Source organism: Devosia sp. Leaf64, assembly GCF_001421945.1.
Classification (GTDB): domain Bacteria; phylum Pseudomonadota; class Alphaproteobacteria; order Rhizobiales; family Devosiaceae; genus Devosia.
Map to the genome: position 1 here is coordinate 160,352 of NZ_LMLO01000012.1, position 25,450 is coordinate 185,801.

General features: G+C 60.4%; 20 protein-coding genes and 1 riboswitch. Of the genes, 8 read left to right on the forward strand and 12 right to left on the reverse strand.

The features are described 5' to 3' along the window. Nucleotide 1: 1 nt before the first annotated feature. The 7 genes from kdpC to ASE94_RS06325 all read right to left on the reverse strand — a co-directional run bounded on the left by kdpC (nucleotide 2) and on the right by ASE94_RS06325 (nucleotide 9,854). Nucleotides 2–568 (reverse strand): potassium-transporting ATPase subunit KdpC, encoded by a 567-nt coding sequence (gene kdpC, locus ASE94_RS06300; protein ID WP_062629669.1) that lies wholly within the window; start codon nucleotides 566–568, stop codon nucleotides 2–4. Nucleotides 569–577: 9 nt separating this feature from the next. Then, nucleotides 578–2,635, reverse strand: coding sequence for a potassium-transporting ATPase subunit KdpB (gene kdpB / locus ASE94_RS06305; protein ID WP_062629670.1), 2,058 nt, complete (start codon nucleotides 2,633–2,635; stop codon nucleotides 578–580). A gap of 11 nt (nucleotides 2,636–2,646) precedes the next feature. Beyond that, complete coding sequence (gene kdpA / locus ASE94_RS06310; protein WP_062629671.1) at nucleotides 2,647–4,356, reverse strand: potassium-transporting ATPase subunit KdpA; 1,710 nt, start codon at nucleotides 4,354–4,356, stop codon at nucleotides 2,647–2,649. Between the two features lie 18 nt (nucleotides 4,357–4,374). Further along, a complete protein-coding gene (kdpF, locus tag ASE94_RS21120) occupies nucleotides 4,375–4,488 on the reverse strand; it encodes a K(+)-transporting ATPase subunit F (RefSeq protein ID WP_162236055.1) in 114 nt (37 codons plus the stop codon). Nucleotides 4,489–4,674: 186 nt separating this feature from the next. Beyond that, nucleotides 4,675–7,752: an efflux RND transporter permease subunit gene (locus tag ASE94_RS06315; RefSeq protein ID WP_061911880.1), complete on the reverse strand. Its 3,078-nt coding sequence runs from the start codon at nucleotides 7,750–7,752 to the stop codon at nucleotides 4,675–4,677. Continuing rightward, nucleotides 7,753–8,826 carry an efflux RND transporter periplasmic adaptor subunit gene (locus ASE94_RS06320; protein WP_062629672.1) on the reverse strand — a complete coding sequence of 358 codons (1,074 nt, stop codon included), beginning with the start codon at nucleotides 8,824–8,826 and terminating at the stop codon, nucleotides 7,753–7,755. Beyond that, entirely contained in the window at nucleotides 8,823–9,854 is a 1,032-nt protein-coding gene (locus tag ASE94_RS06325) for an efflux RND transporter periplasmic adaptor subunit (RefSeq protein ID WP_062629673.1), read from the reverse strand. The genes ASE94_RS06320 and ASE94_RS06325 overlap by 4 nt, the downstream gene beginning before the upstream one ends. A gap of 152 nt (nucleotides 9,855–10,006) precedes the next feature. On the opposite strand from ASE94_RS06325, the gene ASE94_RS06330 reads away from it, so the two are divergent. Continuing rightward, nucleotides 10,007–10,573, forward strand: coding sequence for a TetR/AcrR family transcriptional regulator (locus tag ASE94_RS06330; protein ID WP_062629674.1), 567 nt, complete (start codon nucleotides 10,007–10,009; stop codon nucleotides 10,571–10,573). A 5-nt stretch (nucleotides 10,574–10,578) separates the two neighbouring features. On the opposite strand, the gene ASE94_RS06335 is transcribed toward ASE94_RS06330, so the two are convergent. Genes ASE94_RS06335 through ASE94_RS06345 form a run of 3 tightly spaced genes read right to left on the reverse strand, consistent with a single transcriptional unit; the run spans nucleotide 10,579 to nucleotide 14,973 of the window. Then, the gene (locus ASE94_RS06335) at nucleotides 10,579–10,974 is read right to left on the reverse strand and encodes a response regulator (protein WP_062629675.1); all 396 of its coding nucleotides are present in this window, start codon (nucleotides 10,972–10,974) and stop codon (nucleotides 10,579–10,581) included. Beyond that, nucleotides 10,967–14,404, reverse strand: coding sequence for a chemotaxis protein CheB (locus tag ASE94_RS06340; protein ID WP_244483987.1), 3,438 nt, complete (start codon nucleotides 14,402–14,404; stop codon nucleotides 10,967–10,969). Before ASE94_RS06340 ends, ASE94_RS06335 begins: the two co-directional genes overlap by 8 nt. After that, nucleotides 14,401–14,973: a PAS domain-containing protein gene (locus tag ASE94_RS06345; protein ID WP_061911875.1), complete on the reverse strand. Its 573-nt coding sequence runs from the start codon at nucleotides 14,971–14,973 to the stop codon at nucleotides 14,401–14,403. Before ASE94_RS06345 ends, ASE94_RS06340 begins: the two co-directional genes overlap by 4 nt. Before the next feature lie 413 nt (nucleotides 14,974–15,386). Here ASE94_RS06345 and treY point away from each other — a divergent pair, with 413 nt between their 5' ends. Continuing rightward, a complete protein-coding gene (treY, locus tag ASE94_RS06350; RefSeq protein ID WP_062629676.1) occupies nucleotides 15,387–18,026 on the forward strand; it encodes a malto-oligosyltrehalose synthase in 2,640 nt (879 codons plus the stop codon). A gap of 3 nt (nucleotides 18,027–18,029) precedes the next feature. On the opposite strand, the gene ASE94_RS06355 is transcribed toward treY, so the two are convergent. Further along, complete coding sequence (locus tag ASE94_RS06355) at nucleotides 18,030–18,857, reverse strand: metallophosphoesterase (protein ID WP_062629677.1); 828 nt, start codon at nucleotides 18,855–18,857, stop codon at nucleotides 18,030–18,032. Then, nucleotides 18,854–19,786, reverse strand: coding sequence for a diacylglycerol kinase family protein (locus ASE94_RS06360; RefSeq protein WP_062629678.1), 933 nt, complete (start codon nucleotides 19,784–19,786; stop codon nucleotides 18,854–18,856). The genes ASE94_RS06355 and ASE94_RS06360 overlap by 4 nt, the downstream gene beginning before the upstream one ends. Nucleotides 19,787–19,864: 78 nt before the next feature. Between ASE94_RS06360 and ASE94_RS06365 the strand changes: the two genes are divergently transcribed. From ASE94_RS06365 to ASE94_RS06390, 6 genes are all read left to right on the forward strand, one after another. Continuing rightward, complete coding sequence (locus ASE94_RS06365; protein ID WP_062629679.1) at nucleotides 19,865–20,599, forward strand: phosphatase PAP2 family protein; 735 nt, start codon at nucleotides 19,865–19,867, stop codon at nucleotides 20,597–20,599. A gap of 104 nt (nucleotides 20,600–20,703) precedes the next feature. Beyond that, nucleotides 20,704–21,456: a Crp/Fnr family transcriptional regulator gene (locus ASE94_RS06370; protein WP_062629680.1), complete on the forward strand. Its 753-nt coding sequence runs from the start codon at nucleotides 20,704–20,706 to the stop codon at nucleotides 21,454–21,456. A gap of 64 nt (nucleotides 21,457–21,520) precedes the next feature. After that, nucleotides 21,521–21,751 (forward strand): hypothetical protein, encoded by a 231-nt coding sequence (locus tag ASE94_RS06375; protein WP_062629681.1) that lies wholly within the window; start codon nucleotides 21,521–21,523, stop codon nucleotides 21,749–21,751. Nucleotides 21,752–21,919: 168 nt separating this feature from the next. Beyond that, the gene (locus tag ASE94_RS06380) at nucleotides 21,920–22,945 is read left to right on the forward strand and encodes an iron ABC transporter permease (protein ID WP_082460999.1); all 1,026 of its coding nucleotides are present in this window, start codon (nucleotides 21,920–21,922) and stop codon (nucleotides 22,943–22,945) included. Next, on the forward strand, nucleotides 22,942–23,949 hold the full coding sequence (locus tag ASE94_RS06385; protein WP_062629683.1) for an ABC transporter ATP-binding protein: 1,008 nt from the start codon (nucleotides 22,942–22,944) through the stop codon (nucleotides 23,947–23,949). The genes ASE94_RS06380 and ASE94_RS06385 overlap by 4 nt, the downstream gene beginning before the upstream one ends. Further along, a complete protein-coding gene (locus ASE94_RS06390) occupies nucleotides 23,946–25,136 on the forward strand; it encodes an ABC transporter substrate-binding protein (RefSeq protein WP_062629684.1) in 1,191 nt (396 codons plus the stop codon). The genes ASE94_RS06385 and ASE94_RS06390 overlap by 4 nt, the downstream gene beginning before the upstream one ends. A gap of 64 nt (nucleotides 25,137–25,200) precedes the next feature. Continuing rightward, nucleotides 25,201–25,393, forward strand: a riboswitch (cobalamin riboswitch). Nucleotides 25,394–25,450: the final 57 nt, after the last annotated feature.

Consider the following 25,450-nt stretch of genomic DNA (forward strand, 5'->3'; position numbering starts at 1 on the left):
TTTACCTCGCCTCGGGCGCCAATTCGTCGAGCGCCAGATTGAGGGCGAGAACGTTGACACGCGGTTCGCCGAATATACCCAAAACCGGCAATTGCGTCATGCTGGCAATGAGCTCTTCAAGACGCCCCGCTTCAATCCCGCGCGCCTGCGCCACCCGCGCCACCTGCATCTGTGCATTGGCCGGCGTGATATCGGGATCAAGGCCCGAAGCCGAGGTTGTGACGGCATCGGCAGGAATATTTTGGCCCCCCAGTTGCTGGCTTGCCTCAGCAACGCGGTCCACCAGCCGCTTGTCGGTCGGACCATAGTTGGACCCGCTCGATGCCGCAGCATTGTAGGGATCGGGACCAGTGGCCGATGGGCGCGGCCAGAAATAGGTCGGGCCGGTAAAATTCTGGCCGATCAGGGTCGAGCCGATGACGGTGCCATCGCGTTCGATGCGGCTGCCATTGGCCTGGTAGGGCAAAGCGGCCTGGCTGACCCCGGTAATGGCAAGCGGATAAGCGACGCCAAGAAGGAGGGTCAGCGTGACGGTCAGTACGAGGGCCGGGCGAATTTGGTTGAGCATGGCAAACTCCTAGATAATGCCAAGGCCGGTGACGATCATGTCAACGAGCTTGATGCCGACGAAAGGCGCGACGAGACCGCCAAGGCCGTAGATCAGCAGATTACGCGAGAGCAGCGCGGCGGCGCCGACCGGGCGATATTTGACGCCGCGGAGAGCCAGCGGGATCAGGGCGACGATGATCAAGGCATTGAAGATGACGGCCGAGAGAATGGCCGATTGCGGCGAAGCGAGGCCCATGATGTTGAGCGCAGCAAGGCCGGGATAGGTCGCGACGAACAGCGCCGGGATGATGGCAAAATATTTCGCGACATCGTTGGCAATCGAGAACGTCGTCAGCGCCCCGCGCGTCATGAGGATTTGCTTGCCGATCTCGACGATCTCGATGAGCTTTGTGGGGCTGCTATCAAGATCGACCATGTTGCCGGCTTCGCGAGCGGCTTGCGTGCCCGACTGCATGGCAACACCGACATCTGCTTGGGCGAGGGCGGGCGCGTCATTGGTGCCATCGCCGCACATGGCGATCAACCGGCCGCCGGTCTGCTCCTTGCGGATGAAGTCGAGCTTCTGCTCGGGCGTCGCTTCGGCGAGGAAGTCGTCGACGCCAGCCTCAGAGGCGATGGCGGCGGCGGTGATGGGGTTATCGCCGGTGACCATGACCGTGCGGATGCCCATGGCGCGCAGCGCGGCGAAGCGCTCCTTGATGCCGGGCTTGACGACGTCCTTGAGATGCACAACGCCGAGCAGGCGATCGGCTTCGGCCACGGCCAGCGGCGTGCCGCCGGAACGGGCGATGGATTCAACCGCTTTGATGAACTCGGCACCGGCTTGATCGCGATCGAGACCCACGAAGCGGAGCACGGCGTCGACTGAACCCTTGCGGATGCGACGGCCTTCGACATCCACGCCCGAGAGGCGGGTCTGGGCGGAGAAGGGGATGAACGTCGTTGCTATAGCGGCGTGTGGGGGTTCGGTCACGCGATACTCGTCGCGGGCGAGAGCGACAATGGAGCGGCCTTCGGCTGTTTCGTCGGCGAGGCTTGAGAGCAGAACGGCTTCGGCCAGCGCCTTGTCGCTGACGCCACCGACCGGAATGAATTCCGAAGCCATGCGATTGCCGAAGGTGATGGTGCCGGTCTTGTCGAGGAGCAGCGTATCAACGTCGCCTGCAGCTTCCACGGCACGGCCCGAAGTGGCGATGACGTTGAAGCGGATCAGCCGATCCATGCCGGCAATGCCGATGGCCGAGAGTAGCCCGCCGATCGTGGTCGGGATCAGCGTCACGAGCAGCGCCGCCAGCACGACCGCCGAAAGATCGGTGCCGGAATAGGCGGCCAGGCCATAGAGCGTGACGACGGCAATCAGAAAGATCAGCGTCAGGCCCGACAGCAGGATCGAGAGGGCGATCTCGTTCGGCGTCTTCTGCCGCTTCGCACCTTCGATGAGGCCGATCATGCGATCGACGAAGCTTTCGCCGGGACGCGTCGTGATCCGGATTTTGAGCCAATCCGAGATCACCTGCGTGCCGCCGGTCACAGCCGACCGGTCACCGCCGGCTTCGCGGATCACGGGTGCTGATTCACCGGTAATGGCGCTTTCATTGACCGAGGCGACGCCTTCAATGACTTCGCCATCGCCTGGGATGAGGTCGTTGACCTCGACGATGACGACATCGCCGATCTTGAGGGCCGTCGATGGAATGACTTCGCTGGAACGGTCGCCGGGCTTGTCGGGGAAAAGCAGCTTTTTGGCGAAGAGATCGGTCTTCGCGCGGCGCAGACTTTCGGCCTGTGCCTTGCCGCGCCCTTCGGCGACGGCCTCGGCAAAGGTGGCGAATAGTACGGTGAACCAGAGCCAGAGCGCGATCTGGCCGGAAAAACCAGCGGTCGTGCTGCTGGTCAGAAGGTCCTGGATGAAGATGACCGTCACCACCACGGCGACAATCTCGGTGACAAAAATCACCGGATTGCGCACGAGCTGGCGCGGGTCGAGCTTTATCACGGCATCGCGCAGGGCCGGCACCAGGATGGTGGGGCTGAAGACAGATATGGATTTTGTCGTCGTGGACATTTGCGTTGGTCCTAAAAGCTTTGGCCGGCGAGCATGGCGAAGTGCTCGGCGATGGGGCCAAGAGCGAGAGCGGGGAAGAACTGCAGCCCGCCCATGATGAGGATGATGCCGATGATGAGGCCGACAAACAGCGGCCGGTCGGTCGGGAAAGTGCCCGAGGAGGCCGGAACGCGTGGCTTGGCGGCGAGCGATCCGGCAATGGCCAGAACCGGCACGATATAGGCGAAGCGGCCAAGCATCATGGCAATGCCGAGGGTCGTATTGTACCAAGGCGTATTGCCGGTGAGACCGCCGAAGGCCGAGCCGTTATTGCCCGCAGCCGAAGTGAAAGCATAAAGGATTTCGCTGAGGCCATGCGGTCCCGGCGTCATGATCGAGCTGACCCCGAATTCGGCGACGGCCGAAATGGCGGTGAACCCCAGGATCACGAAGGGCAGGATGAGAATGGCCAGCATGGCCAGCTTCATTTCCCGCGCTTCGATCTTCTTACCCATGAATTCCGGCGTACGGCCAACCATCAAGCCCGCGACGAAAACCGCGAGGATGGCAAAGACCAGCATGCCATAAAGCCCCGAACCCACACCGCCCGGCAAAACTTCACCAAGCTGGATCAGGAACATCGGCACCAGCCCACCGAGCGGGGTGAGCGAAGAATGCATGGCATTGACGCCGCCATCGGAAAGACCCGTGGTGACAGCGGCATAAAGCGCGTTCATGGACTGGCCGAAGCGGACTTCCTTGCCCTCAAAATTGCCCATGGCGACATCGAGACCGGCGCCGTGCAGCAGCGGATTGCCCGCCGTTTCGGCCCAATAGACGACGCCCGTGCCGACGACGAGCATGATGATTGTCACCGAAATCAGCGCCCAGCCCTGGCGGCGATTGCCGACCAACTGGCCGAATGAATAGACCAGCGCCAGCGAGATCGAGAGCATGGCGATGATATTGAGATAGTTCGAAAACGCATTCGGGTTTTCGAACGGATGCGCGGCATTGACGTTGAAGAAGCCGCCGCCATTGGTGCCAAGTTGCTTGATGGCTTCCTGGCTTGCAACGGGTCCGGTCGCAATCGTCTGCTGCGCGCCTTCAAGCGTCGTTGCGACGAAGTTGGCATCGAGGTTTTGCGGTAGGCCCATGGCAACAAAGGCCAGCGCCACTATGATGGCGAGGGGGAGCAGCACATAGAGCGTGGCGCGGGTCATATCGACCCAAAAGTTGCCCAGCGCCGAGGTTTTCGAGCGGATGAAGGCCCGCGTAACAGCCATGGCAACGGCGATACCAGTCGCAGCCGACAGGAAATTCTGCACCGTCAGCCCAGCCATCTGACTGAAATTGCTCAGCGTGCTTTCGCCGGCATAGTTCTGCCAGTTGGTATTGGTCACGAAACTGACCGCGGTGTTGAAGGCGAGGTCTGGCGCGACGGGCCCGAAGCCCTGCGGATTGAAAGGCAGCACGCCCTGCAGACGCAAGATGGCAAAGAGCGCCAGCAGACCCGCAAGGCTGAAGGCGAGCACCGAAAAGGTGTAGCTGAGACAGCCCTGTTCGTCTTCGCGCCGAACGCCGGCCAGTTTGTAGAAACCGGTTTCGACCGGCGACAGGACCGGCGAGAGCCATGTGCGCTCGCCCGAAAAAACGCGCGCCATATAGAGCCCGAGCGGCTTGGCAAGCAAAAGCGTTGCAATCAGCACAAGGCCGATCTGCACCCATCCGATGATGGTCATTTGAAAACTCCGATCCGGTCAGAACCGCTCGGGACGCAGCAGCGTCACCAGAAGATAGATGGCAAGCACCAGCGCGACGAGGAATGAGACAAGCAACATGGCAGGGCTAAAGCCGATCGAGCGCCAACGCATAGCCCGCGAGAGCGGCGAGCATGGCGGCACCAAGAAAGATGAAGAGAATATCGAGCATGGACAGAACTCCGACTGGAGCCTCTCCATTGCATCCGCGGCGCCTCAAGCTTCCATATGGATTGGATGGCGGCGGTATAAAGATTGCATAAAAGCGAAGGCCCGCATCATGTGCGGGCCTTCTCAAGATCACGCCTGGACTGGCGCGACGTCTTCGCGCGGCGGCTCTGGTTCGGGCTTGATCCTGAACCAGGTGACATAGAGTGCCGGCAGGAAAACCAGCGTCAGCATAGTGCCGACGAGGATGCCGCCGATCATGGCAAAGGCCATGGGGCTCCAGAACACTTCGGTTGCGATCGGGATCAGCCCAAGGCTTGCGGCCAACGCGGTGAGAAGGATCGGGCGGACGCGATGCTCGGTGGCTTCCACCACCGCTTTCCAGGCTGCCATGCCTTCGCTCCGCAAATGCTCGATCTGGACAATCAGGATAACCGAATTGCGCACGAGAATGCCAATCAGCGCCAGAATGCCGAGAATGGCGACAAAGCCAAGCGGCTTGCCCGACGGCAGCAGCGCGGCGACGACACCGATCAAAGCAAGCGGCGCCACGGCCACGACGAGGAATAGTCGCGAAAAGCTCTGCAATTGCAGCATTAGCACCGTCGCCATGACGAAGAGCATGAGCGGAACGACGGCGATGATCGGTGCCGTGGATTCGGCGCTGCTCTCGACTGTGCCGCCGACGGCAATTGAATAGCCGGCGGGCAACGTCTCGCTGAAAGCATCGACTGCAGGCTTCAGACCGGCAGCAACGGTTGCCGGCTGGAGATGGCCGAGCACGTCGGCACTGACGGTGAGCGTCGGGACGCGATTGCGCCGGACGATCATCGGATGCTCCTGAGTATAGGAAAGCGTTGCGACCGACGAGAGCGGAATGGCACGGCCGTCACCCGTCGAGAGCTGCAGGTTCTGCAGCGTTTCGAGCGAGTCGCGTTCGGCCGCTTCCGCCCGGCCTACAACCGTGACGAGGTAAATGCTATCGCGGATCTGGGTGATCGGTTGGCCGCTCGAAATACCGTTGAGACCATTGGCGATATCGGCATTGGTGATGCCTAATTGCCGCGCCTTGTCCTGAAGCACATCAACTTCGACGACCCGCATGGTCTCCATCCAATCATAGCGAACGAGCCCGAGATTAGGATTTTCGCTGATCTTGGCCGAGAGCTGCTGGGAAAGCGTGCGGACGGTTTCGATATCGGGACCACTGACGCGGTACTGGATCGGGCGGGATACCGGTGGGCCAAGCGAGAGCGTGCCGACATAGGTATCGGTGCCGGGGAAAGTCGTGCGGAGATAGGCTTCGATCTCCTCCTTCACCTGATCGCGGACCTCGATGCTCTTGGTGACGATCACGGTCTGGCCCAGCGAGGGCCGGCCGGCGGGAACGTCGAGCGTCAGGACGAAGCGCGGCGCGCCCTCCCCGACATGGCTCGAGAAGTGGTCGATATTGGCATTGCCGATCAGCGCTTCGCTCTCGAACTTGGCGATCTGCGCCTGGGTTTCGGCGATCGACGCATTCTGCGGCAGGTGCCAATCGACGATCAGTTCGGGCCGGTCCGAGGACGGGAAGAATTGCTGCTGCACATGGGTGAGCCCATAGACCGAGACACCGAAGAGCGCGACGGTGAAGGCTATAGTCAGCCATTTGAGCCGCATGGCGCCTTCGATGAGATTGGAAAAGCCCGTCATCAGGCGGCCCTTGCCATGCCCCTTGTGCTTCATCTGCTTGGGCAGAATGGTGACACCAAGCAGAGGCGTAAACAGCACTGCAACGACCCAGGACACGATCAGCGAAATCGCGAGGACCACGAAGAGGGTATAGGTGAATTCACCGGCTTGGCTCGGATTGAGGCCGATCGGGATAAAGCCCGCGACGGTCACGAGCGTCCCGGTGAGCATCGGGAAGGCGGTCGAGGTATAGACAGCCGTCGCCGCGTTGCGGAGGCTCTCCCCCGCTTCGAGCTTGGACACCATCATCTCGACCGCGATCATGGCATCGTCGACGAGGAGGCCCAGCGCAATGATCAGCGCACCAAGCGACACACGCTGGAGCGAGATACCGAGATAGGACATGGCGAGGAAGGTGATCGCCAAGACGAGCGGGATCGATAGGGCCACAACCATGCCGGCGCGGAGGCCAAGGCTGACGAAGCTGACGATCAGGACGATGGCGACGGCTTCAAAGAGCGCCTTGGTGAAGCCGTTGACGGCTTCTTCGACCACATGCGGCTGGTCGGAAACGCGATGGATTTCGACGCCATAGGGCAGTTCCGCGACGATCCGGTCAACCTCATGTTCGAGGCCTTCGCCGAATTCGAGCAAATTGCCCCCTGCCCTCATGCCGATGGCGAGGCCGATAGCCGGCTGGCCATTATAGCGGAACAGCGCGGTCGGGGGATCGGTGTAGCCCCGGCTGATGGTGGCTACGTCAACGAGGCGGAAGAAGCGCTCGCCGAGCCGGAGATTGATGTTCTTGAGGCTCTCGTCGGAGGTAAACTGCCCACCGACGCGAACAACGACGCGCTGTGACCCGGCCTGAACGACGCCGGACGAGGTGATCGCGTTTTGATCTTGCAGCGTCGCGATAACCTCGGCCTCGCTGATGCCGAGGGCGGCAAGCTGGCGGGTCGAAAATTCGAGGAAGACCTTTTCATCCTGCGCGCCGACGAGTTCGACGCTGCCGGCTTCGGGGAGCGTCAGAATTTTCGAGCGGGCGTCTTCGACATAATCGCGCAATTGGCGCTGGGTCAGCCCATCGCCGGTGAACGCGAAGATATTGCCATAGACGTCGCCAAACCGGTCGTTGAAGAACGGGCCCTGCACGCCTTGGGGGAAGGTGTAGGCGATGTCGCCAATCATCGAGCGCACTTCTTCCCACACCGAACGGACGGTAGCGGCAGGCGTCTCATTGCGCAGCGTGACATAGACTGTCGTCTTGCCGGCAACTGTCACCGAGCGGCTATAATCGAGCGTCTGCAAATCCTGGAGTTCGCGCTCGATCCGTTCGGTGACCTGATCGGTCACTTCCTCGGCCGACGCGCCCGGCCATTGGGCAACGATGACCATGGTGCGGATTGTGAAGGCCGGATCTTCCTCGCGGCCGAGATGGAGATAGGAAAAGACGCCGGCGACCAGAGCTACGGCCATGAAATACCAGACGAGCGAGCGATGCTGGAGCGCCCAATCGGAGAGGTTAAAGCCCTTCATTTACTTGCTCTCCTGCTCGAGCTTGATCTTCTGGCCATCGGCAAGGCTATTGACCCCGGCAATGACGACCCGCTCCCCTGACTCCAAGCCGGATTGGATAGTCACGAAGCCGTTGGCGGCCGGCGCAACGGTGACGTTGCGTTGGCTGACGGTCGCATCGGTTTCGTTGACGACGAAAATGCTGGTCGCGCCATCGACGGTCTTGATGGCCACCTGGGGGAGTTCGATCGCCCCGCTCACGCCACCTTGCGGAACAGCGCTTGCGGTGGTGCCGAGCCAGAAATCCTGCGATGGATTTTCAAGGCCGATGCGGAGGCGCCAGGTGCGGGTCACGGGATCGGCCTGCGGCCCGATTTCGCGCAGTGTCCCATCGGCAGCGACATCGGCTGCAAGCTGCGGCACGACCGTGAACCGATCGCCCAGCGAGAGGCCCTGCACCACTTCTTCGGGCACATCGATGACGAGATCGCGATCCTGCGGCTGGGCAATGGTGACCACGGCCTGGCCGGCAGCGACAACCGCGCCGGGCTCGGCACCAATGGCGGTCACGACGCCGTCGATCGAGGCTTTGAGGCCAGTATAGGCCAATTGCTCCTCGGCCTGTTTGACGCGGGATTGGGCCTGGACGAGACCAGCACGGGCGGCTTCCGTCTGTTGCTCGGATTCTTCAAGATTGGACGTCGAAATGACATCACTCTGGTTGAGCGTGCGCAGCCGGCCTTCGCTGGCGGCGGCATTGTCATATTGCGCCTGAGCGGTCTGGAGATTGGCGCGCGCCGTTTCGAGCGAAAGATCGTAGGTGGTGGCGTCGAGCGTTGCGATGGGGTCGCCGATGCTGACGGTATCGCCGACTTCGGCTGTGCGGGTCACGAGCGTGCCCCCAACACGGAAGGATTGGTCCACCGAGACTTGCGGCTCGATGACCCCGACAAAGCCAGCGACCGCGGCGCTGTTGGGCCCGGCGACAATGGAGAGCACCGGGCGGATCGGCGCTTCTGGTGGCGCCTCGGAACTGCAGGCAGCCAAGGTGCTGGCGAGCACCAGGGTAAGGGCGATGGAATAAAACTTGTTCATGCGCCGAGGTCCTGAACATCGACTTTTTGCTGGGGTGAAAGGAATTGCGTGCCGGAGACGACGACGCGATCACCGGGCTCGAGGCCGCTGCTGATCACCACATCGTCGGTGCCGTAGGATTCGATTTCGACGGGCTTGAGCGCGACGATGTTCTGCGCGTCCACCACCCAGACCTGTGCCACCTCGCCCGTCTGCCAAAGGGCGCTCGCGGGGAGATCGATGCGGGTTTCCGCAGGCCAGTACAGCACCGCCGTTACCGCTGATCCCAAAGGCATTTTCGAGCCGTCGTCGAGCGTCACCTTGACCTGAACCGTGCCGGTCGCATCGAGTGAGGGAGCTACTTCTGTTACCGTTCCGGTCGTCGAGATCGCAGGATTGGAGACCAGCGACACCTGCACCGGCCTCGACCTGTCCCAACGCGCAATCGCAGTTTCCTGCACATTGAGCGCCGCCTTGCGCGGGCCGTTTTCAGCGATGACGTAAACCGGGGAGCCGGCCTGGACCACCTCGTCGATCTCGTACAGTCGACGGATGATGACGCCATCGGCCGGTGCCTTGAGTTCGGTATAGCCGGCGCTTTCCTGCGCCAGATCAAGCTGGGCCTGGGCGCTGTCACGGGAATTGCTGGCGGTTTCCAATGCGGTCTGCGCACCATCGAAGGCGCTCTTCGTGGTCAGCCCTTGGTCGAACAGCGATTTCTGACGATCGAGCGTCGCGTTGGCCTGCTTCAGCCGCACTTCGGCGGCCTGAAGGCCGGCAGCGGCCGCTTCGACGTCCGCTTCCTGCTCCTGCGAGGAGAGGCGCGCGAGAACCTGGCCTTTGGTCACAGCCTCGCCGATCTTGGCGCCAAGCTCGGTCAGTTGCCCCGCGGTCAAAAACGCGACCGGCGTCTCGGCACGCGATTGAACGGCTCCGGTGATCTTGAGCGACTTGGCAACATCGGAAAGTGCAACAGACTGAACCTGCACCAGCGCCAGCGGCTTTTCCGGCGGGGTGGCGCTGGAAAAGCACGCGGAAAGGGACGCCATGACCGCGACTACCGTGGCGGATCGAAGGATTGATGATGAACGGGACCGCATATGCGAGCTCTCCGACTGGCTGCGGCCATACTGCCGCCTATTTGACAGATGTAAAATTACGGCATAGATTTACGATTGTAAAGTAGGTTATGCAAGGACCCATGGACGCTCGTCTCGAACGATCCCGCGGCGCCATTTTGGACGCTGTCATTGAACTGCTGGACGCAGGACCTCTGTCCGGCCTCTCTATTACGCAGGTCGCAACAAAAGCTGCCGTCACGCGCCCCACATTCTACCAGCATTTTCCAGATCTCGCCGCCGCAGCGCGCGCGGCTGCCTTCATGCGCCTTGATGAGGCTCTGGCGCATTCAGAGGAAAATGAGGAATTGGCGGGCGAGGCGCTACGGGCGCATATCGAAAAGGCGGCGCTGGAAATTTTCGCCTATCTTGCACAACACCGCACTTTCTTTGTGCGGGTCATGGAAGAGGCCGGAAACGCGAGCTTTTTCGATGACCTGGTTTCGCTGACGGGAACGCGCCTCGTGCCCGGCCATATCGCACCTTCGGAAGCGAGCTCGGTCTATGCCCAGACGGTGAACCGCTTTTTTGCAGGTGGACTAAGCTGGCTCGCCATCAACTGGCTCAGAACCGAACCGGTGGAGCCAGCAGAAAAACTAGCCCAGCGGATTGCGACGCTAGTCTCAACGCTCAGTTTTGAGGGACGCTAACGCGATCAAGTGGCGCGGACGGCCTGCAACTCGTCGAGGCTGCCGCGGACGCGATCGACGGCCTGCTCGACAGCTTGGGCAAGCATTTGCGGCAAAGCCGGCTTGTCGCAGAACGAGGCATCCGGATAACGCGACGAGAGTTGGTCGTGGCTGGCATGGCCGGAGTGAAAAACAATCGGGACGCCGGCCTCTGCCAGCACATCTGCGGCAGGCAGGACTTCCCCGTCTTCAAGACGCACATCGAGAACCGCGCAAAGCGGCAAATTGTTCTCGAGATAACGAAGGGTATTACGAACGCTGGAGAACGGACCGTCTACATCCCAGCCCGCTTCACGCAGGGTGTCTTCAACGTCCATCGCTGTAAGAAGCTCATCTTCGACCAGCAAGATCTTGTTATTCATCTAACTCAATTACCGAAGTCGGCACGCTCAACTCGTGTTTCAGGCGATTGTCATCCACTGTGGTGATCAGTTCGCCCGCCAATTGTCGCGCCGAGGTCTCCATAAGGATGGTTCCAAAACCGGAACTTTCAATGTGCGGCACAGCGGTCGCCCGCTGCTCTGTCCATTCGAGGGACAGCCGGTGGTCCTGAACAGACCATTCCACCAAAAGGTTCCCCGGCTCGGGACCGAGGACGCCATATTTGACGGAATTGGTGGCCCATTCGTGGATGATGAGGGCAAAGGACGAGATGGCCGATGCCTTGACCTCCAGCACTGGCCCCGACGAATGGATTTGCGCATGGCCCTCATAGGGGGCAAGCGTCGCCAGAATGAGGTCCTTGATATTGGCCGACTGCTCGCCCTGCGCGCTGGTCGACAAGGAGTGGGCCCGGCCAAGCGCGGCGATACGCGAGCCAATATCCTCGGCCATGTCGCCAACCTTCTCGTACCGGCGCGACGCGATGCGGATCATCCCGGCGATGAGCGCGAAGAGGTTTTTTACGCGGTGGTTCATTTCGCGCAGCATCACGTCGCGCGTTTCGGCCAATTGGTGCTCCGGCGTGACGTCGATGGTCACGCCAATCAGGCGACGCTCACCGTTATCGTCGATCAGGCGGCCAAAGGCTCGGACCCAGCGAATGCCAGCGGTCGCCGATTGAAGACGAAAGGTCGCTTCGAAATCACCGCGGCCAAGCGAGGCGTCGTGGAGCTTTTCCTTCACCACCCTACGGTCGGCGGGGAAAACGTAGTTGATGAGATCATCGACAGCGCCATCGCGCTCATAGATGCCGAAATTGGCCAATTCAAAATTGTCGAGAATGGCTCGACCCGTTAGCGGGCTATATTCCCAGACGCCAATTCCGGCGGTGCGGACCGCCATATCAAGGCGCTCACGGCCCTGCTCGAGCTCGCGCTCCATGGAGAGGAGATCTGTCAGTTCGGTGAGAACCAGCATGGCCCCATCGATCTCATTGGATGCGAGGCGATAGGGGCGGATCTTGAGCGCGAAGGTCCGACGACCGTCCTGGCTTAGCACGCGACGTTGGATGGACTCGCCCGTTTCCGCGACACGCTGAGCATCGTCCAAGTAGTCGGGCGAGGCCAGACGGCTTGCGACTTCGGAGAGCGAACGGCCACGGTCGCCGGCTTGCAGCGGGAAGACTGTCGTTGCGGCATTGGTGAAACTACGGACCCGCAGGTCACGATCGAGAACGATAACGGCGAGATCGGTTGAATCCAGGAAATTTCGGAGGTCGGCGTTGACGACGGAAATCTGATCGACCTTGGTCTTGAGCTCGTCGTTGACGGTCGAGAGCTCTTCATTGGTCGATTGAAGCTCCTCGTTCATCGACATCATTTCTTCGTTGGAGCTCTTGAGCTCCTCATTGGCCGTTTCGAGCTCTTCCACGGCGGAGCGGAGCCGATGACGGGTCAGACGCAGTTCGCTCTCGATGGCTTCGAGATGTTCATCGCCATCGCTTTCAGCCAGCGTGTCGCCATCGGTAAACATGGCAAAGGGCGCGGATTCCTGGAACACGAAGAGGAAGGTGCCATCAGCCAATGGATCGCAAACGACCTCAGCTGTCACCGTGCCGAAGTCGGACTGCACCTTTACGTCGCGGCTGACGACACGGCGCTTGGCTTCTTTGGCCTGGCGCAGCAGCGGAGTGATGGTGTTGCGAAGACCGGGACGTGCCAAAGACGTCGCGCTCGCTGTATCCATCGGGGTGACGGGAAAATCGAAGAAGCGGCCTAACCGGCCATAGGCAGCAACGATTAGCCCTTCGCCATCGACAACAAGGCTTGCTGGAACATAGCGCTCCATCAGCCGCGATTTGGCGAGGCCACCTTCCTTGACCACCCGTGTCACTTCGCTTGTGTCACGATCTGCACGACGCGGAGCGGCCTCACCGCGTCCGCCAGGCAGCTCCATGGGATAGCTCGGTGACGCGTTCGAGCGCTTGAAGATGCGTGCCTGGGCGTTGACGGCTGGGAAGAGATTGTCGAAGCGGCCGACGGTCTCGGACGGACCAAGCACCAGAAAACCACCGGGCTTCAATGCATAGTGCAGCAGCGGCAGGACCGACTGCTGCAGCTTGTCGTTGAAATAGATCAGCAGGTTTCGGCACGACACGAGATCGATGCGCGAGAACGGCGGATCCTTGACGACGCTATGATTGGAAAAGCGAATGAGATCGCGAATGTGCGAGGCGATCGTAAAGTGGTCTTTGTGGGGGACCGTGTATTTTTCGCGCAATCGAGCCGGAATGTCCGCCATGGCCGAATTGGGATAGGAGCCATCCCGCGCGATCTGAAGCATTTGCTCGTCGATATCGGTGGCGATGATCTGCACCGTCAACGGCCGGTTGAGGGTTTCCGCAGCCTCGGCAAAGAGCATGGCATAGGAATAGGCTTCTTCGCCCGACGAGCATCCCGGGATCCAGACCCTGATACCATCCTCGTCGGCATCGGCTGAGACAAGGGGCTTGATCGCCTCTTCGGCAACCTGCCGGAAAATGGCCTCATCGCGGAAAAAGCGCGTAACATTGATCAGAAGGTCGCGGAACAATGCCTCGCATTCGGCGCGGTCGGTGCGCGTCCGATCAAGATAATCCCGGCCTTTGGCTATGCCGAGGACATGCATGCGCCGTTCGACGCGACGCACGAGGGTCGAACGCTTGTAACCGGAAAAATCGTGTCCGACAGCAGTCCTCAAGACGCGGCAGAGTTCATCGACATGATCGGCGACAACTTCGGCCTGATCGTGTTTGTCGACTTTATGGCGATTGAAGAAAGACTGGAGCCGGCCAACGATCTCGGCGGGTGCGGCAACGAAATCGACCAGGCCCGTTCCCACGGCCGAAAGCGGCATGCCATCATATTTCGCGGTGCCGGGCTCCTGGACAACACTGATGCCACCATGCTCCTTGATGGCGCGCAGACCCGTGGTGCCGTCGGCACCCGTGCCTGAGAGGATGACGCAGGCCGCGTTGGTCGTCTGGTCGAGCGCAAGCGAAATGAAAAAGTCATCGATCGGCCGCCGAAGGCCACGCGGCTGCTCGAAATCGGTCAGGGTCAGGTGACCATCCATAATGGCAAGGCCGTGGCCTGGCGGAATGATGTAGACCGTATCTGCCTCGACCTTTTCACCGCCCTCGCATTGCTTGACGATCAGCTCGGTGTGCCGATCGATCAACTGAGCCATCATGCTTTCGTGGTTGGGGTCGAGATGCTGCACCACGACAAAGCACATGCCCGGTGATGTGCCTGCTGCTGCAAACATGTCGCGGAGCGCTTCCAACCCGCCCGCTGATGCACCGATGCCGATAACCGGCACAGTGGCGTCTTCCTCGATGTCTGTCGTCACCGCCGGTTGGTTGAGGGTCACGAGTTGGACGCCTCCAACTGGGAAAGGATCATCTTGGCCTGAGCGATCATGGCGGCGGAATTGGCGATGGTTGCGAGCGAACCTTCGATGATCATGCCGCTTTCCTGCAGCACGGGTGAGAGACCCGAAATGGCTTGCGACAATTGCAGATCATAGCTGTCGAGCATGGAAAGATGCGACCGGCTCACATCGAACTGCGAGGCAAATATGTAGCGCGTCGTTCCGCTCGGTCCCTTGAGTTTTGACATGAAAAGCAAATTGACAAAGGGCTTGTCGTCCTTGGTGAAGTTGACGATGGGTGTACGCACCGTCTGGACGTCTGGTTCAGAGAGGAAACGGTGGATGTCGGTCAACGCGTCGACATTTTCGGATTTACCCCGCGACCGCGACACCTGAAGGAAGCGGCAATTCTGCCCGACGACTTCGTCGCTGCCATAGCCCGTCAGATCACAGAAAGCCGTATTGACCATGACCAGACGATGGTCGTCGTTGACATCGGCGAGAGCCAGGGCGACCCGGGCGCTGCTGATATAATTGGCCAATTCCGGAGTGATCTGCTGATCTGCCACGAGAGTCTCCAATGTTGGATCATGGACCGGGCCAGATCGAGTAAGACGGTTCTGCCAGAGAATGCACATCAAGGGCCAGAGGTTCTTATCCCTTTGCCCGACACGTGTCGCGAGAAACGACGGATTGGGGCAGGAATTGCGGACCACCCGAGGCAATGAACTTCGGGCGGATAGATTTTGTCCAAACAAATTAAGGCGATAACCGGTCCGTCCGCTCAGTTATCAGTATTGTTAGTGCGGCGCCGATGGGCTTTCCGAGACGCGCTGCCCCTCCCATGCACATGCCCGGAACCCGGCTCGTTGGATTGCCATTGTCGTAGGCTGCCTGTCGCAGCCTGTTGTTTATGCGCATGACGCTCTTGCGGACGAGACTTCTCGCTTCCGTAGGCACATGCGTTAGCCAAGGTTTTGCAATGCCTGTTTACGCCTCTGACCGGGACGAGCGTCCCGTCCCCCGCGCCAGCTATCGTCTGCAGCTTAACAAGGATTTTGGATTTTCAGACGCCGAGAAACTGGCGCCGTACCTTGGCCGGCTAGGCATCAGCCACGCCTATCTCTCGCCAATTCTCAAAGCGCGGCCCGGCAGCATGCATGGCTATGACACGGTCGACCATACGCTCGTCAACCCAGAACTCGGCACGCTCGACGGCCTCAGGCAAATGGCGGCGGCGCTTCGGCGCGAGGGAATTGGCATCATCCTCGATATCGTGCCCAACCACATGGGCATTGGCGGGGCGGAAAACCCCTATTGGCTCAACGTGCTCGAATGGGGGCGCGATAGCCGCTATGCCTATTGGTTCGACATAAACTGGGCGCCGTCTGAACCATCGCTGCAGGATAAGGTTCTCATGCCATTCCTCGGCTCTGCGCTGGGCGAGGCAATTGAAACCGGACGCATGTCCCTCAAGTTTGATGATGCCACAGGTAGCTTTGCGATCTGGGCTGAAGACACGCACAAATTGCCGATCGACCCACGGCACTATGGGGAAATCCTCAAACATGCAGGCGACATAGACGAGGCCCTGCTCTCCGGCTGGGGCGTCGATCAGGATGTCGCAGCACAGCTCAAGACGCGGTTGGCAGAGGCTCGCGCCCCGGGCATCGAGATGGCAGTTCAGCACTTCAACAGCGAAGCGGGGCGGCAGGATCTCGCGGAGCTGATCGCCAAGCAGAACTGGCGCGCGGCGCGCTACTCCGTCGGTGCGGACGAAATCAATTATCGTCGCTTCTTCATCGTCTCCGATCTCGCGGCGATCCGTATCGAGCGGCAGGAGGTCTTCGACCATGCCCACAAGCTGATATTCCAGCTTGTCGAAGAGGGCTTGGTCGAGGGCTTGCGCATCGACCATATCGATGGCCTCTACGACCCCAAGCAATATACGTTGCGGCTGCGGCAAGCTTGCCCGCGACCAATCTATCTCGTCGTCGAAAAAATCCTCGCGCCCGGCGAGGCTTTGCGGTCGGATTGGGATATCGACGGCACGACGGGCTATGAATTTGCCAATGTGACGGCTCAATTGCTTGTCGACCCTGCGGCAGAAGGAACGCTGACCGAGTTTTATCGCGATTTTACCGGCGAGACGGGCACGCTCGACGCGCTGGAGCGGGAAGCCAAGCTCGAGATCATCGACTATGAAATGTCGGCCGAGCTTGACGCCCTGACGACGCGGCTCACTGCGATTGCTGGAAGCCACAGGGCATCGGCAGATCTTACGCGCAACGGCATCCGTAACGCTCTGCGGCATTTCCTGTCCTGCCTTTCGGTCTATCGGACCTATGTCGAAGGCGACACGACGGCGAGCGACCGAAATTATATCGAAGAGGCGCTGGCCGAAGCGCAGACGATGGCCCCGACGCTGGATGGGGCCCTGTTTGATTTCCTCAGGGATGTCGCGCTCCTCAATATCGAGGGCGACGACGTGCTCGAAACCGCGATGCGCCTGCAGCAATTTACCGGCCCGGCCATGGCCAAGGGTCTCGAGGATACGGCGCTCTATCGCTACAATCGCCTCATTGCCTTGTCGGATGTTGGCGAGCGGCCGGACCAGTTCTCGGTCAGTCCCGATCAGTTCCACGCATTCAACCGCGATCGCGCCGCAAATTTCCCCGGCGGCATGCTGACGAGTTCGAGCCACGACACCAAGCGCGGTGAAGATGTCCGCGCCCGGATCGCCGCGCTGTCGCTGCTACCGGATGAATGGATAGCAAAGGTCACCGAATGGCGCGCCCATTTCGGCGAGGATATCGACGCCAACGACCTTTATTATTTCTTCCAGCAATTGCTTGGCGCCTGGCCGGCGGAATTTGCGCGCTCCGGCGCGATCGACCCAGACAAACTGGAAACATTCCGCGAGCGCACAAGAGACGCCATGACCAAGGCTGTTCGCGAAGCGCGGCGGCATACGACTTGGACGGCAAACTCGGAGGACTACGAAGGCGCACTGATGGCGGTGGTCGATCAGACACTTGATCCAGATGGCGAGTTCCTGGCCGATTTCCGCGCCTTTGCGGACGAGATTGGGCCGCTTGGCGCGCGGAACAGCATCATCGCCGCGACGCTAAAGCTGACCGTGCCGGGCATGCCCGACATCTATCAAGGCGCCGAGCTCTATGAGCAGAGCATGGTCGACCCTGACAACCGTCGCCCAGTCGATTTTGCCGAGCGCACGGCACTGCTGAACGCGCTGCCCAATGATCTCAGCGAGACCATGGCCGATTGGACCAGCGGCAAGACCAAGCTTGGCGTGATCAGCCGGCTCTTGGCTCTTCGCAAGGAGATCCCAAACCTCTTTGCCAAGGGCCGTTACGAGCCGATCGCTTTCGACGAGGAAAATTCGCGCGCGGTCGGCTTCCTGCGGCGCGATGGCGATGCGGCCATTCTGGTTCTGGCGTGGCTGGGGCTGCCGGAAGATACACCGGATCTAAAGGTGCAATTGCCGAGCGAACTGGCGGCAGGAGACTGGACCAATGTGTTCACTGGCCGCGAAGTCGACAGTGGTTCGCTCAACGAAATCCTTGGCGAGATGCCAGCCGCAGTGTTGCGGCTGGCCTGAGGGTCAGACTGGCTCGGTGGCGCGGTCGCGGGTATGCCATTGCCCGTCGCGCCACTCGCGCACCGTCACGGTGATCAGCTCATTGCTGATATCGATGAGGTTATAGGCATTCGGCTCGCCCCGCAGGCGAGTTGAGATGGCCGAGGACGCCTGGGCAATCAGGATGGGCGCGACGACGGATTTACTCAGGCCCATGGGCTGGCCCTCGCGCCGTTTGTCCGTCTGCTCGTGTTTACGCACATAAGACAGATGAAAGTGCCCCGAAAGAACAAGGCGCACGCCAAGGCTGGCGAACGTTTCGAGCGCATCGTCCGCTCGCTTTACCCGCTTGGTTTTTTGGATCATCGGCTCGGTGGGAAAAAGCAGAGGATGGTGGGCCACAATGACGCGCACGGCGTTGGATGAGGCCTTGGCAAAGCGCTCGTCGAGATCTTCGAGTTGGCCACGCGAGATCGTGCCATGCCCCCAATTCCACTCAAGCCGCGCGCGACGTGATGTGCGCATGCCAACAAGCGCGACGCCGTCCATTTCGATGAAGGGCTCGAGGTCGGGCGAAATGTACTTCTTGTAAAACCCGTAGGGATTTAGGAAGCGTCGGAAGATGTTGACGGCTGGCACGTCGTGATTGCCCGGAACGGCAAATACCGGCGCGCTCAGTTTGTCTAGAAACTCGCGCGCTTGCTCGAATTCTTCCTTGGTGCCGATCTGGGTAAAATCCCCACTCGCAACGATGAGATCGGGGCGCTGGGCATTGATGTCGTCGGCAAAGCCTTCGGCCAGCTTTGGATCGTGATGGCCGAAATGCAGGTCGGAGATATGCAGAATCTTCATGCGGCTTCCACAGTGGATTGAGTGGCAAGTTCGGTCGGGACGATGACGGACAAAGCCCGCGGGCGGATCGAGAAATTGAGCGGGCTCTGCAGCGCCTGGACTTCGCCGTCGAGCATGACTTTGACTAGCCCCTTCTTGGTGGTGATGACGACGCCGTTGATGCTTTCCATCGACAGCGCCTCATCGCTGCGCCAGCGGCCGAACAGCATGTTGGTGGAGAGACGGAAAAAGTCGCCGGCATTGAGATGCCGCAGCACGTACAGCGTCAGCGTCCCACGATCGAGGCTGCTGCGCGAGAAGAACTGGCCCAGCCCTTCGTCATAGGAATTGCTGGCCACCGCAATCGCCTGCACCCGCTCGAGCCGCCGCTCCCCTTCAAGCGGTTCGATGGCGATGGCAAGGCGCTTGGCCCGCGAGAGGCGCCGGAAAAAGTAACGCACAAAGCCGATCTTGGCGGAAAAGGTCTGCTTGCCGCGAATATGCTCGCGCCCAGCGGCGAGCCCCGGAATTAGCCCGATAACGACCTTATGAAGAAAAATCTGGCCATTGACCTCGCCGACATCGATACGGTGCTCTACACCCGTCGCCAAGGACGCGATGGCCGCAGGCAGATTCAATGGGACGTGAAGATCCTTGGCGAGCGCATTGACAGTACCGAGCGGCAGGATAGCCAGGGCTTTCTCAGAACCGACAAGGGCGGACGCGACCGCCGTGATCGTGCCATCTCCCCCCGCGGCCACGATGACGGATGCATCGCTTGCCATAGCATCGGCAAGTCTGACGTTGAGCGTCACGTCGGTCCGTGCGTCAATCGTTGCCTGCATTTCGTGCGAGGCGAACATATCCTTGATGGAATCGGCGGAAACGCCTGTTGCGATGGCGGTTCCGGCATTGGCATTGAATAGGACGTAATAAGTGTGTTTGGTCACGGTGCCTGGCCCGGGTAAGACTTTGGCATTGGAACGTGCGGGCAGCCTATGCGTTGCCAAAGGCGCCGAAGGAAATCCATGTTCGACACACTCAGCCGTTCAAAACACTACCGCCGCGTCCACAGCTTCGTGACCAAGGAAGCCAAACTCTTGACTGGCATCGCGCTGGTCTCGGGGCTCATTCTCGCATTTCTTCGCATTGCGGATGAAATGATCGAAGGCGAAATGGAAGCCTTCGACAATGCTATCCTCATGGTTTTCCGCGACCCGAACAATGTCGATCAGATCATCGGCCCGGCTTGGGTCCATGAGATGGTGCGCGATCTGACCTCCCTCGGAAGCTTCGCGATCCTGGGACTTCTGGTCCTTGGCGTGTGCAGTTACCTGCTTCTCGCACGCATGCGGACGGAAGCACTGATGATCGTCGTTTCCGTGCTTGGCGGAACGCTGCTCAGTACGTTTCTCAAGATGGGGTACAACCGCCCGCGACCCGATCTCGTCGCGATGTCGACCCAGTTCACCGCGAGCTTCCCGAGTGGACACGCGATGCTGTCGGCCGTGACATTCCTCACGATCGGTGCCTTGCTCGCACGTCTCGCGCCAACGCGGCCGCTCCGGATCTTCAGCATCAGCGCCGCGATTGTCCTGACCGTCATCGTTGGCATAAGCCGGCTTTACATGGGCGTGCATTACCCCAGCGACGTGCTGGCGGGGTGGTGCCTCGGCGCGGCGTGGGCCCTGTTTTGCGTGATGTGTGCAACCATGTTGCAGCGTCGCGGCGCCATCCAACAGGGCCTGCCCGAGGACGCTTGAGACTTGCTCTGGTAGCAAACAAGCAAGATGATGCTCTCATTGCACTTGCGACCGACTCGCCGGTTGAGCGTTTGGGTCCATAGTGTCGGGAAAACCGGAAAGCTATGACCAGCGCTATTGACCCCCTGCTTCACCGCCTTGAGACGATCGGCAAACTGACCGACGCCGACCGCGACGCCTTGCGGCGCCTACCGTTGCGAGAGAGCGATCTATCCAAGGGGAGCGAGATCGTCTCGGATGGCGAGGTGTCGTCGAGCTGCTGCCTCGTGGTCAGCGGGTATCTCTGCCGCTCCAAAACCCTCCCGAACGGCAATCGTCAGATCTTCTCGCTCCATACCGCGGGCGACATTCCCGATCTCCACAGCCTCCACCTCAACAGGATGGACCATAGCCTCAGTGCTATCAGCGATTGCCGAATAGCGCGTATTCCGCATGACGCGGTTTATGAGGCGCTCGACCGGTCGCCAACGCTCAACGCCCTTCTCTGGCGCGACACGCTCATCGATTCCGCCGCGTTCAGGGCTTGGATGCTGATGTTGGGCCAGGCCGAGGCTGTGTCGCGGATGGCGCATTTTTTCTGCGAGCTCTTCACCCGCGCCGCCATGGCTGGGCTGACCGATAACAACACCTTCCCACTCCCCCTGACCCAAGCCGACCTTGGCGACATTCTGGGCATTTCCATGGTACACGCCAACAGGACCCTGCAGGATCTGCGCGGCCGGGGCGTGATGGATTTCGACCAGCAGATCGTGTCGATCCTGCGCTGGGAAGAGTTGCGCAAACTTGGGCAGTTTGACCCCTCCTACCTGCACTATCTTGACGGCCGAGTGGGCCGGGATAATCCCGCAAAACTGTAGCCAAGGATTTTTGAAGGAACCCAAGCCACTAGAGCGCACTTCTCACTGCCGAGGAGTTCGCTAGATGCCCCGGTTCTACTTCGATTTCGCGTCCAACGATGATGTCAGTGTCGACACGATCGGCCAGGAGCTGGAAAACGAAGAAATGGCCCACAAGGAAGCGGTAAAAGCTCTTGCCGAGATCGCGGCCGAGGAAATTCCAAGGGATGGCGAATTGGTCCTAACCGTCACGGTTACCGACGCCGAACGGCAAACCCTGTTCACGGCGCAGATGACATTTCAGCCGACGATCTAGTCCATCGCGCTGTGCTTGACGAACTTATCCGCACAAAATTGCAGCCAAGCCCTCAGACCCTCTGCTAGAACTCACCGCTGTCGACGTGACGTCTTGTGAGACCCGGTATTGGCTTCGGAACGCAGCATTATTCTTGGCGATCTGGGTCACTCCGCTCGGCTCCGCCACATGTTTCTATTGGCAGTGATATCAATCCTCTTGCTGATCGCGTTCATTTTGGCGATCTGCCTCGGCTCCACTTCCATACCGCTCCAGTCGGTCGTCGCAGTTCTAGCCGGGCAGATAAGCACTGCCCCGGGTGACGCAGAAATCATCCTCTCCATCCGCCTGCCCCGCGCTTTGACTGCAGGCCTCGCCGGATCCGCACTCAGCGTTGCCGGGCTTCAAATGCAGACGATGATGCGCAATCCACTGGCCGATCCCTTCGTTCTCGGCATTACGTCGGGCGCAAGCCTTGGCGTCGCGCTTGTGATTCTCGCCTCAGGCAGCGCTATCGGCATATTTTTGACGGGCGGCTTGGGCATCGGCACCGATTTTGCCCTCGTCATCGCGGCCACGCTGGGCGGCTTGGTGGTTCTAATGCCAACGCTGGCTGTTGCAGCGCGCCTCCAAAACCCAACCACTGTTCTGGTTTTTGGTTTGATGACGGGCTACGCCGTTTCCGCCTTCGTGACGCTCCTCGTCGCCGGCGCGGCGCCGGAACAGTTGGCGCGTTGGGTCGCCTGGGGGTTTGGATCGTTCAGCGCGGTGACCTGGACGCAATTGCAGGTGCTGGCGCCGGTGGTCATCATCGGCCTCCTGATTGCGTGCCTCAGCATCAAACAACTCAACGCTCTGCTCCTCGGAGAGACCTACGCGCAATCCATGGGCCTCAACACCAAGGCAATGCGCCTCGTGACTATGGGGACAGCGTCCATGCTCGCCGGCGCGGTAACTGCTTTTTGCGGGCCAATCGGCTTTCTCGGCGTAGCAGTGCCGCATATCGCGCGTTCTTTGCTCAAATCCTCCGACCACTGCGTTTTGGTGCCAGCCTCGATCATGCTTGGCGCTCTCCTCGCCCTTTTCGCGCAATTGATTTCGCTGCTGCCCAGCCAATTCGGCGTCTTGCCACTCAATGCAGTGACGGCGCTGATCGGCGCTCCGGTCGTCGTTCTCGTGATCCTCCGCGCCCGAAACGGGGGCTTTGTCGGATGACGGCGCTGCTTGAGGCAAGGGATCTCGCGGTCGGCTATGACCGTCGGCGCGACAAGCGCACCGTTCTGAACGGGCTCAACCTGACCGTCCAACCTGGCGAGATGGTTTGCCTCTTGGGCCCCAACGGTGTGGGCAAATCGACATTGATGCGGACTCTTGCGCGGGCCATGCCACCGCTCTCCGGAACCGTTGCAATCGCGGGCAGTGATACCGCCCGAATGTCACCTGCCGAGCTGGCCCGGCACGTTGGGGTCGTGCTGACAGAGCGCATCACCATCGGGGCCATGCCGGCTTTTCGACTGGTCGAGCTTGGCCGATACCCGCATGTAAACTGGGCAGGACAGCTGAGCGATGCGGATCGAGAGATTGTACGGGAGGCTATTGTCTCCGTCGGCGCAGCGCATCTGGCACATCGCGATATCAACGAATTGTCGGACGGCGAACGCCAGCGCTTCATGATCGCGCGGGCTCTCGCACAAAAGCCATCCGTTCTGTTGCTCGATGAACCATCGGCATTTCTTGACGTATCGGGGCGCGTCGAGATGGTCGCCATGCTCCGCCATTTGGCGCGAGATCAGGATATTGCGGTCATTCTCTCAAGCCATGATCTCGACCTGTCGCTGCGCACCGCCGACACGATCTGGCTGATCGATGGCAAGCGCCACCTCCACATCGGTGCGCCGGAAGACCTGCTTGCCGATGACACCTTTGCGGCGGTGTTTTCGGGGCCAAACGTTACCTTTTCGGTAACCGATCGAAGCTTCAGGATCAGAACGCATCCTCGCGGTCGCGCCTTCGTTTCCGGTTTTGCAGGCCGAGTAGATTTTGCGCGTTCAGTTCTCGAACGGGAGGGATTTGCGCCCTCAGATGCGCCCATGGCCAAGTTGATCGTGACCGTCGGAGAACAAGGATGGACGGCACAAGGAAACGGCACGCAGGCGGAGGGGCAAAGCTTTGCAGAGCTCGCCCGCTTTGCGCGGAGAACTGGAGAAAGCGTCCAGTGATTTGTAATCGAGGTTTCGTCGGCATTCTCCTCGCCCTTTTCAGCGTGTCGCCGTCGATTGCAGCACCCTCGCTCGACACGAAGGGTTGTGCGACCGCTTACGAGGCGGGGCAGGACTATTTCGCAGCCAAATCGAGCATCGAATTCTCGGACAATTTCTCCGTCGCGTATTTTGGGAATTATAAAATCGTCACCGTCGACCGACCCTATCCGGGCGGTCAACCCGAGCACTATGTGCTGGTGCAATGCGGCACGCCAAGCCCGGACCTCGGACCGGACATGGCCAATGTGCCGCGGATTAGCGTGCCGGTTCAGTCGCTGTTTTCAGGCAGCACGGCACAGGCTCCTGCGCTTGTCACCGTCGGCGGATTGAAGGCGCTGACCGGAGTAGCCCGGCGAGATTTCATCGCGACGCCGGAAGTCATCGCGCACATGGAAACGGCTGGGGTGGTCGAATACGAAACCTCAGGTGTCGTCGATATCGAGGCCGTGGTGGCGGCGCGGCCCGACGTGTTCATGGCAGGCGGGAGTGGCGAGGCCGAAATCCAGCGGCTCGCCGCTGCAGGCATTGCCGTCGTCAACTTTGCCGATTGGCAGGAGACATCGCCGCTCGGCCGGGCCGAATGGGTCAAGTTCATGGGGCTTTTTTTCAATGCCGAGGCCAAGGCCGACGAGAGCTTTGCAGCGGTCGCAAAGCGATATGCTGCGGCTGAGGCATTGGTCTCAGGGGTTGCTGAAGACGACAAGCCGTTTGTCCTCAGCGGTCAGGCGTTTGGTGGCGTGTTCTTTGCGGCGGGCGGCAAATCGTTCATCGCGCAGCTCATTGCCGATGCAGGCGGACGCTATGTCTTTGCTGACAATACCAGCACCGGTAGCTTCGAAATCCATGACCTCGAACAGCTGGTGACCCGAGCGCGGGAGGCAAAGGTCTGGATCCAGGCGGCAATGACCTATCGCAACCTTACCGATATCGCAGCAGAAAATCCCCGCCTCGCCGCCCTGCCGGCGGCCCAGGCAGGAGAGGTATGGATACCCGATGCACTGAAGGGGCCGAACGGCGGCGTGCAGTTTTATGAACTGGGCACCATGCGCCCCGATCTGGTGCTGCTGGATCTGATATCGATCCTCTATCCAGAAAAACTGCCGGGCTACAAGCGCGTGTTCAATCGCGCGATTACGATCGACTAAGGCGACACTGTGGATAGCCCCTCGCGAACGGCCTTACGTCGTTGACTTGAATTAAGGCTTTGTTCATTTTCGGCCCGTCCATGGTCCTCGCAAGGGGATAATAGGGAAGCCGGTCAAGGAGCGATCCCCAGTCCGACGCTGCCCCCGCAACTGTAAGCGGAGACGACGTTTCAGTGTCCACTGGCTTTTGGGCTGGGAAGGCGAAACGTCGGCTTGATCCGCGAGCCAGGAGACCTGCCATGGAAGTGGAATCCATTTCAGGCTGATCGGGCGGATCGGGCGGAGGACAAGACAGACGATGAGCGATCGTCCCC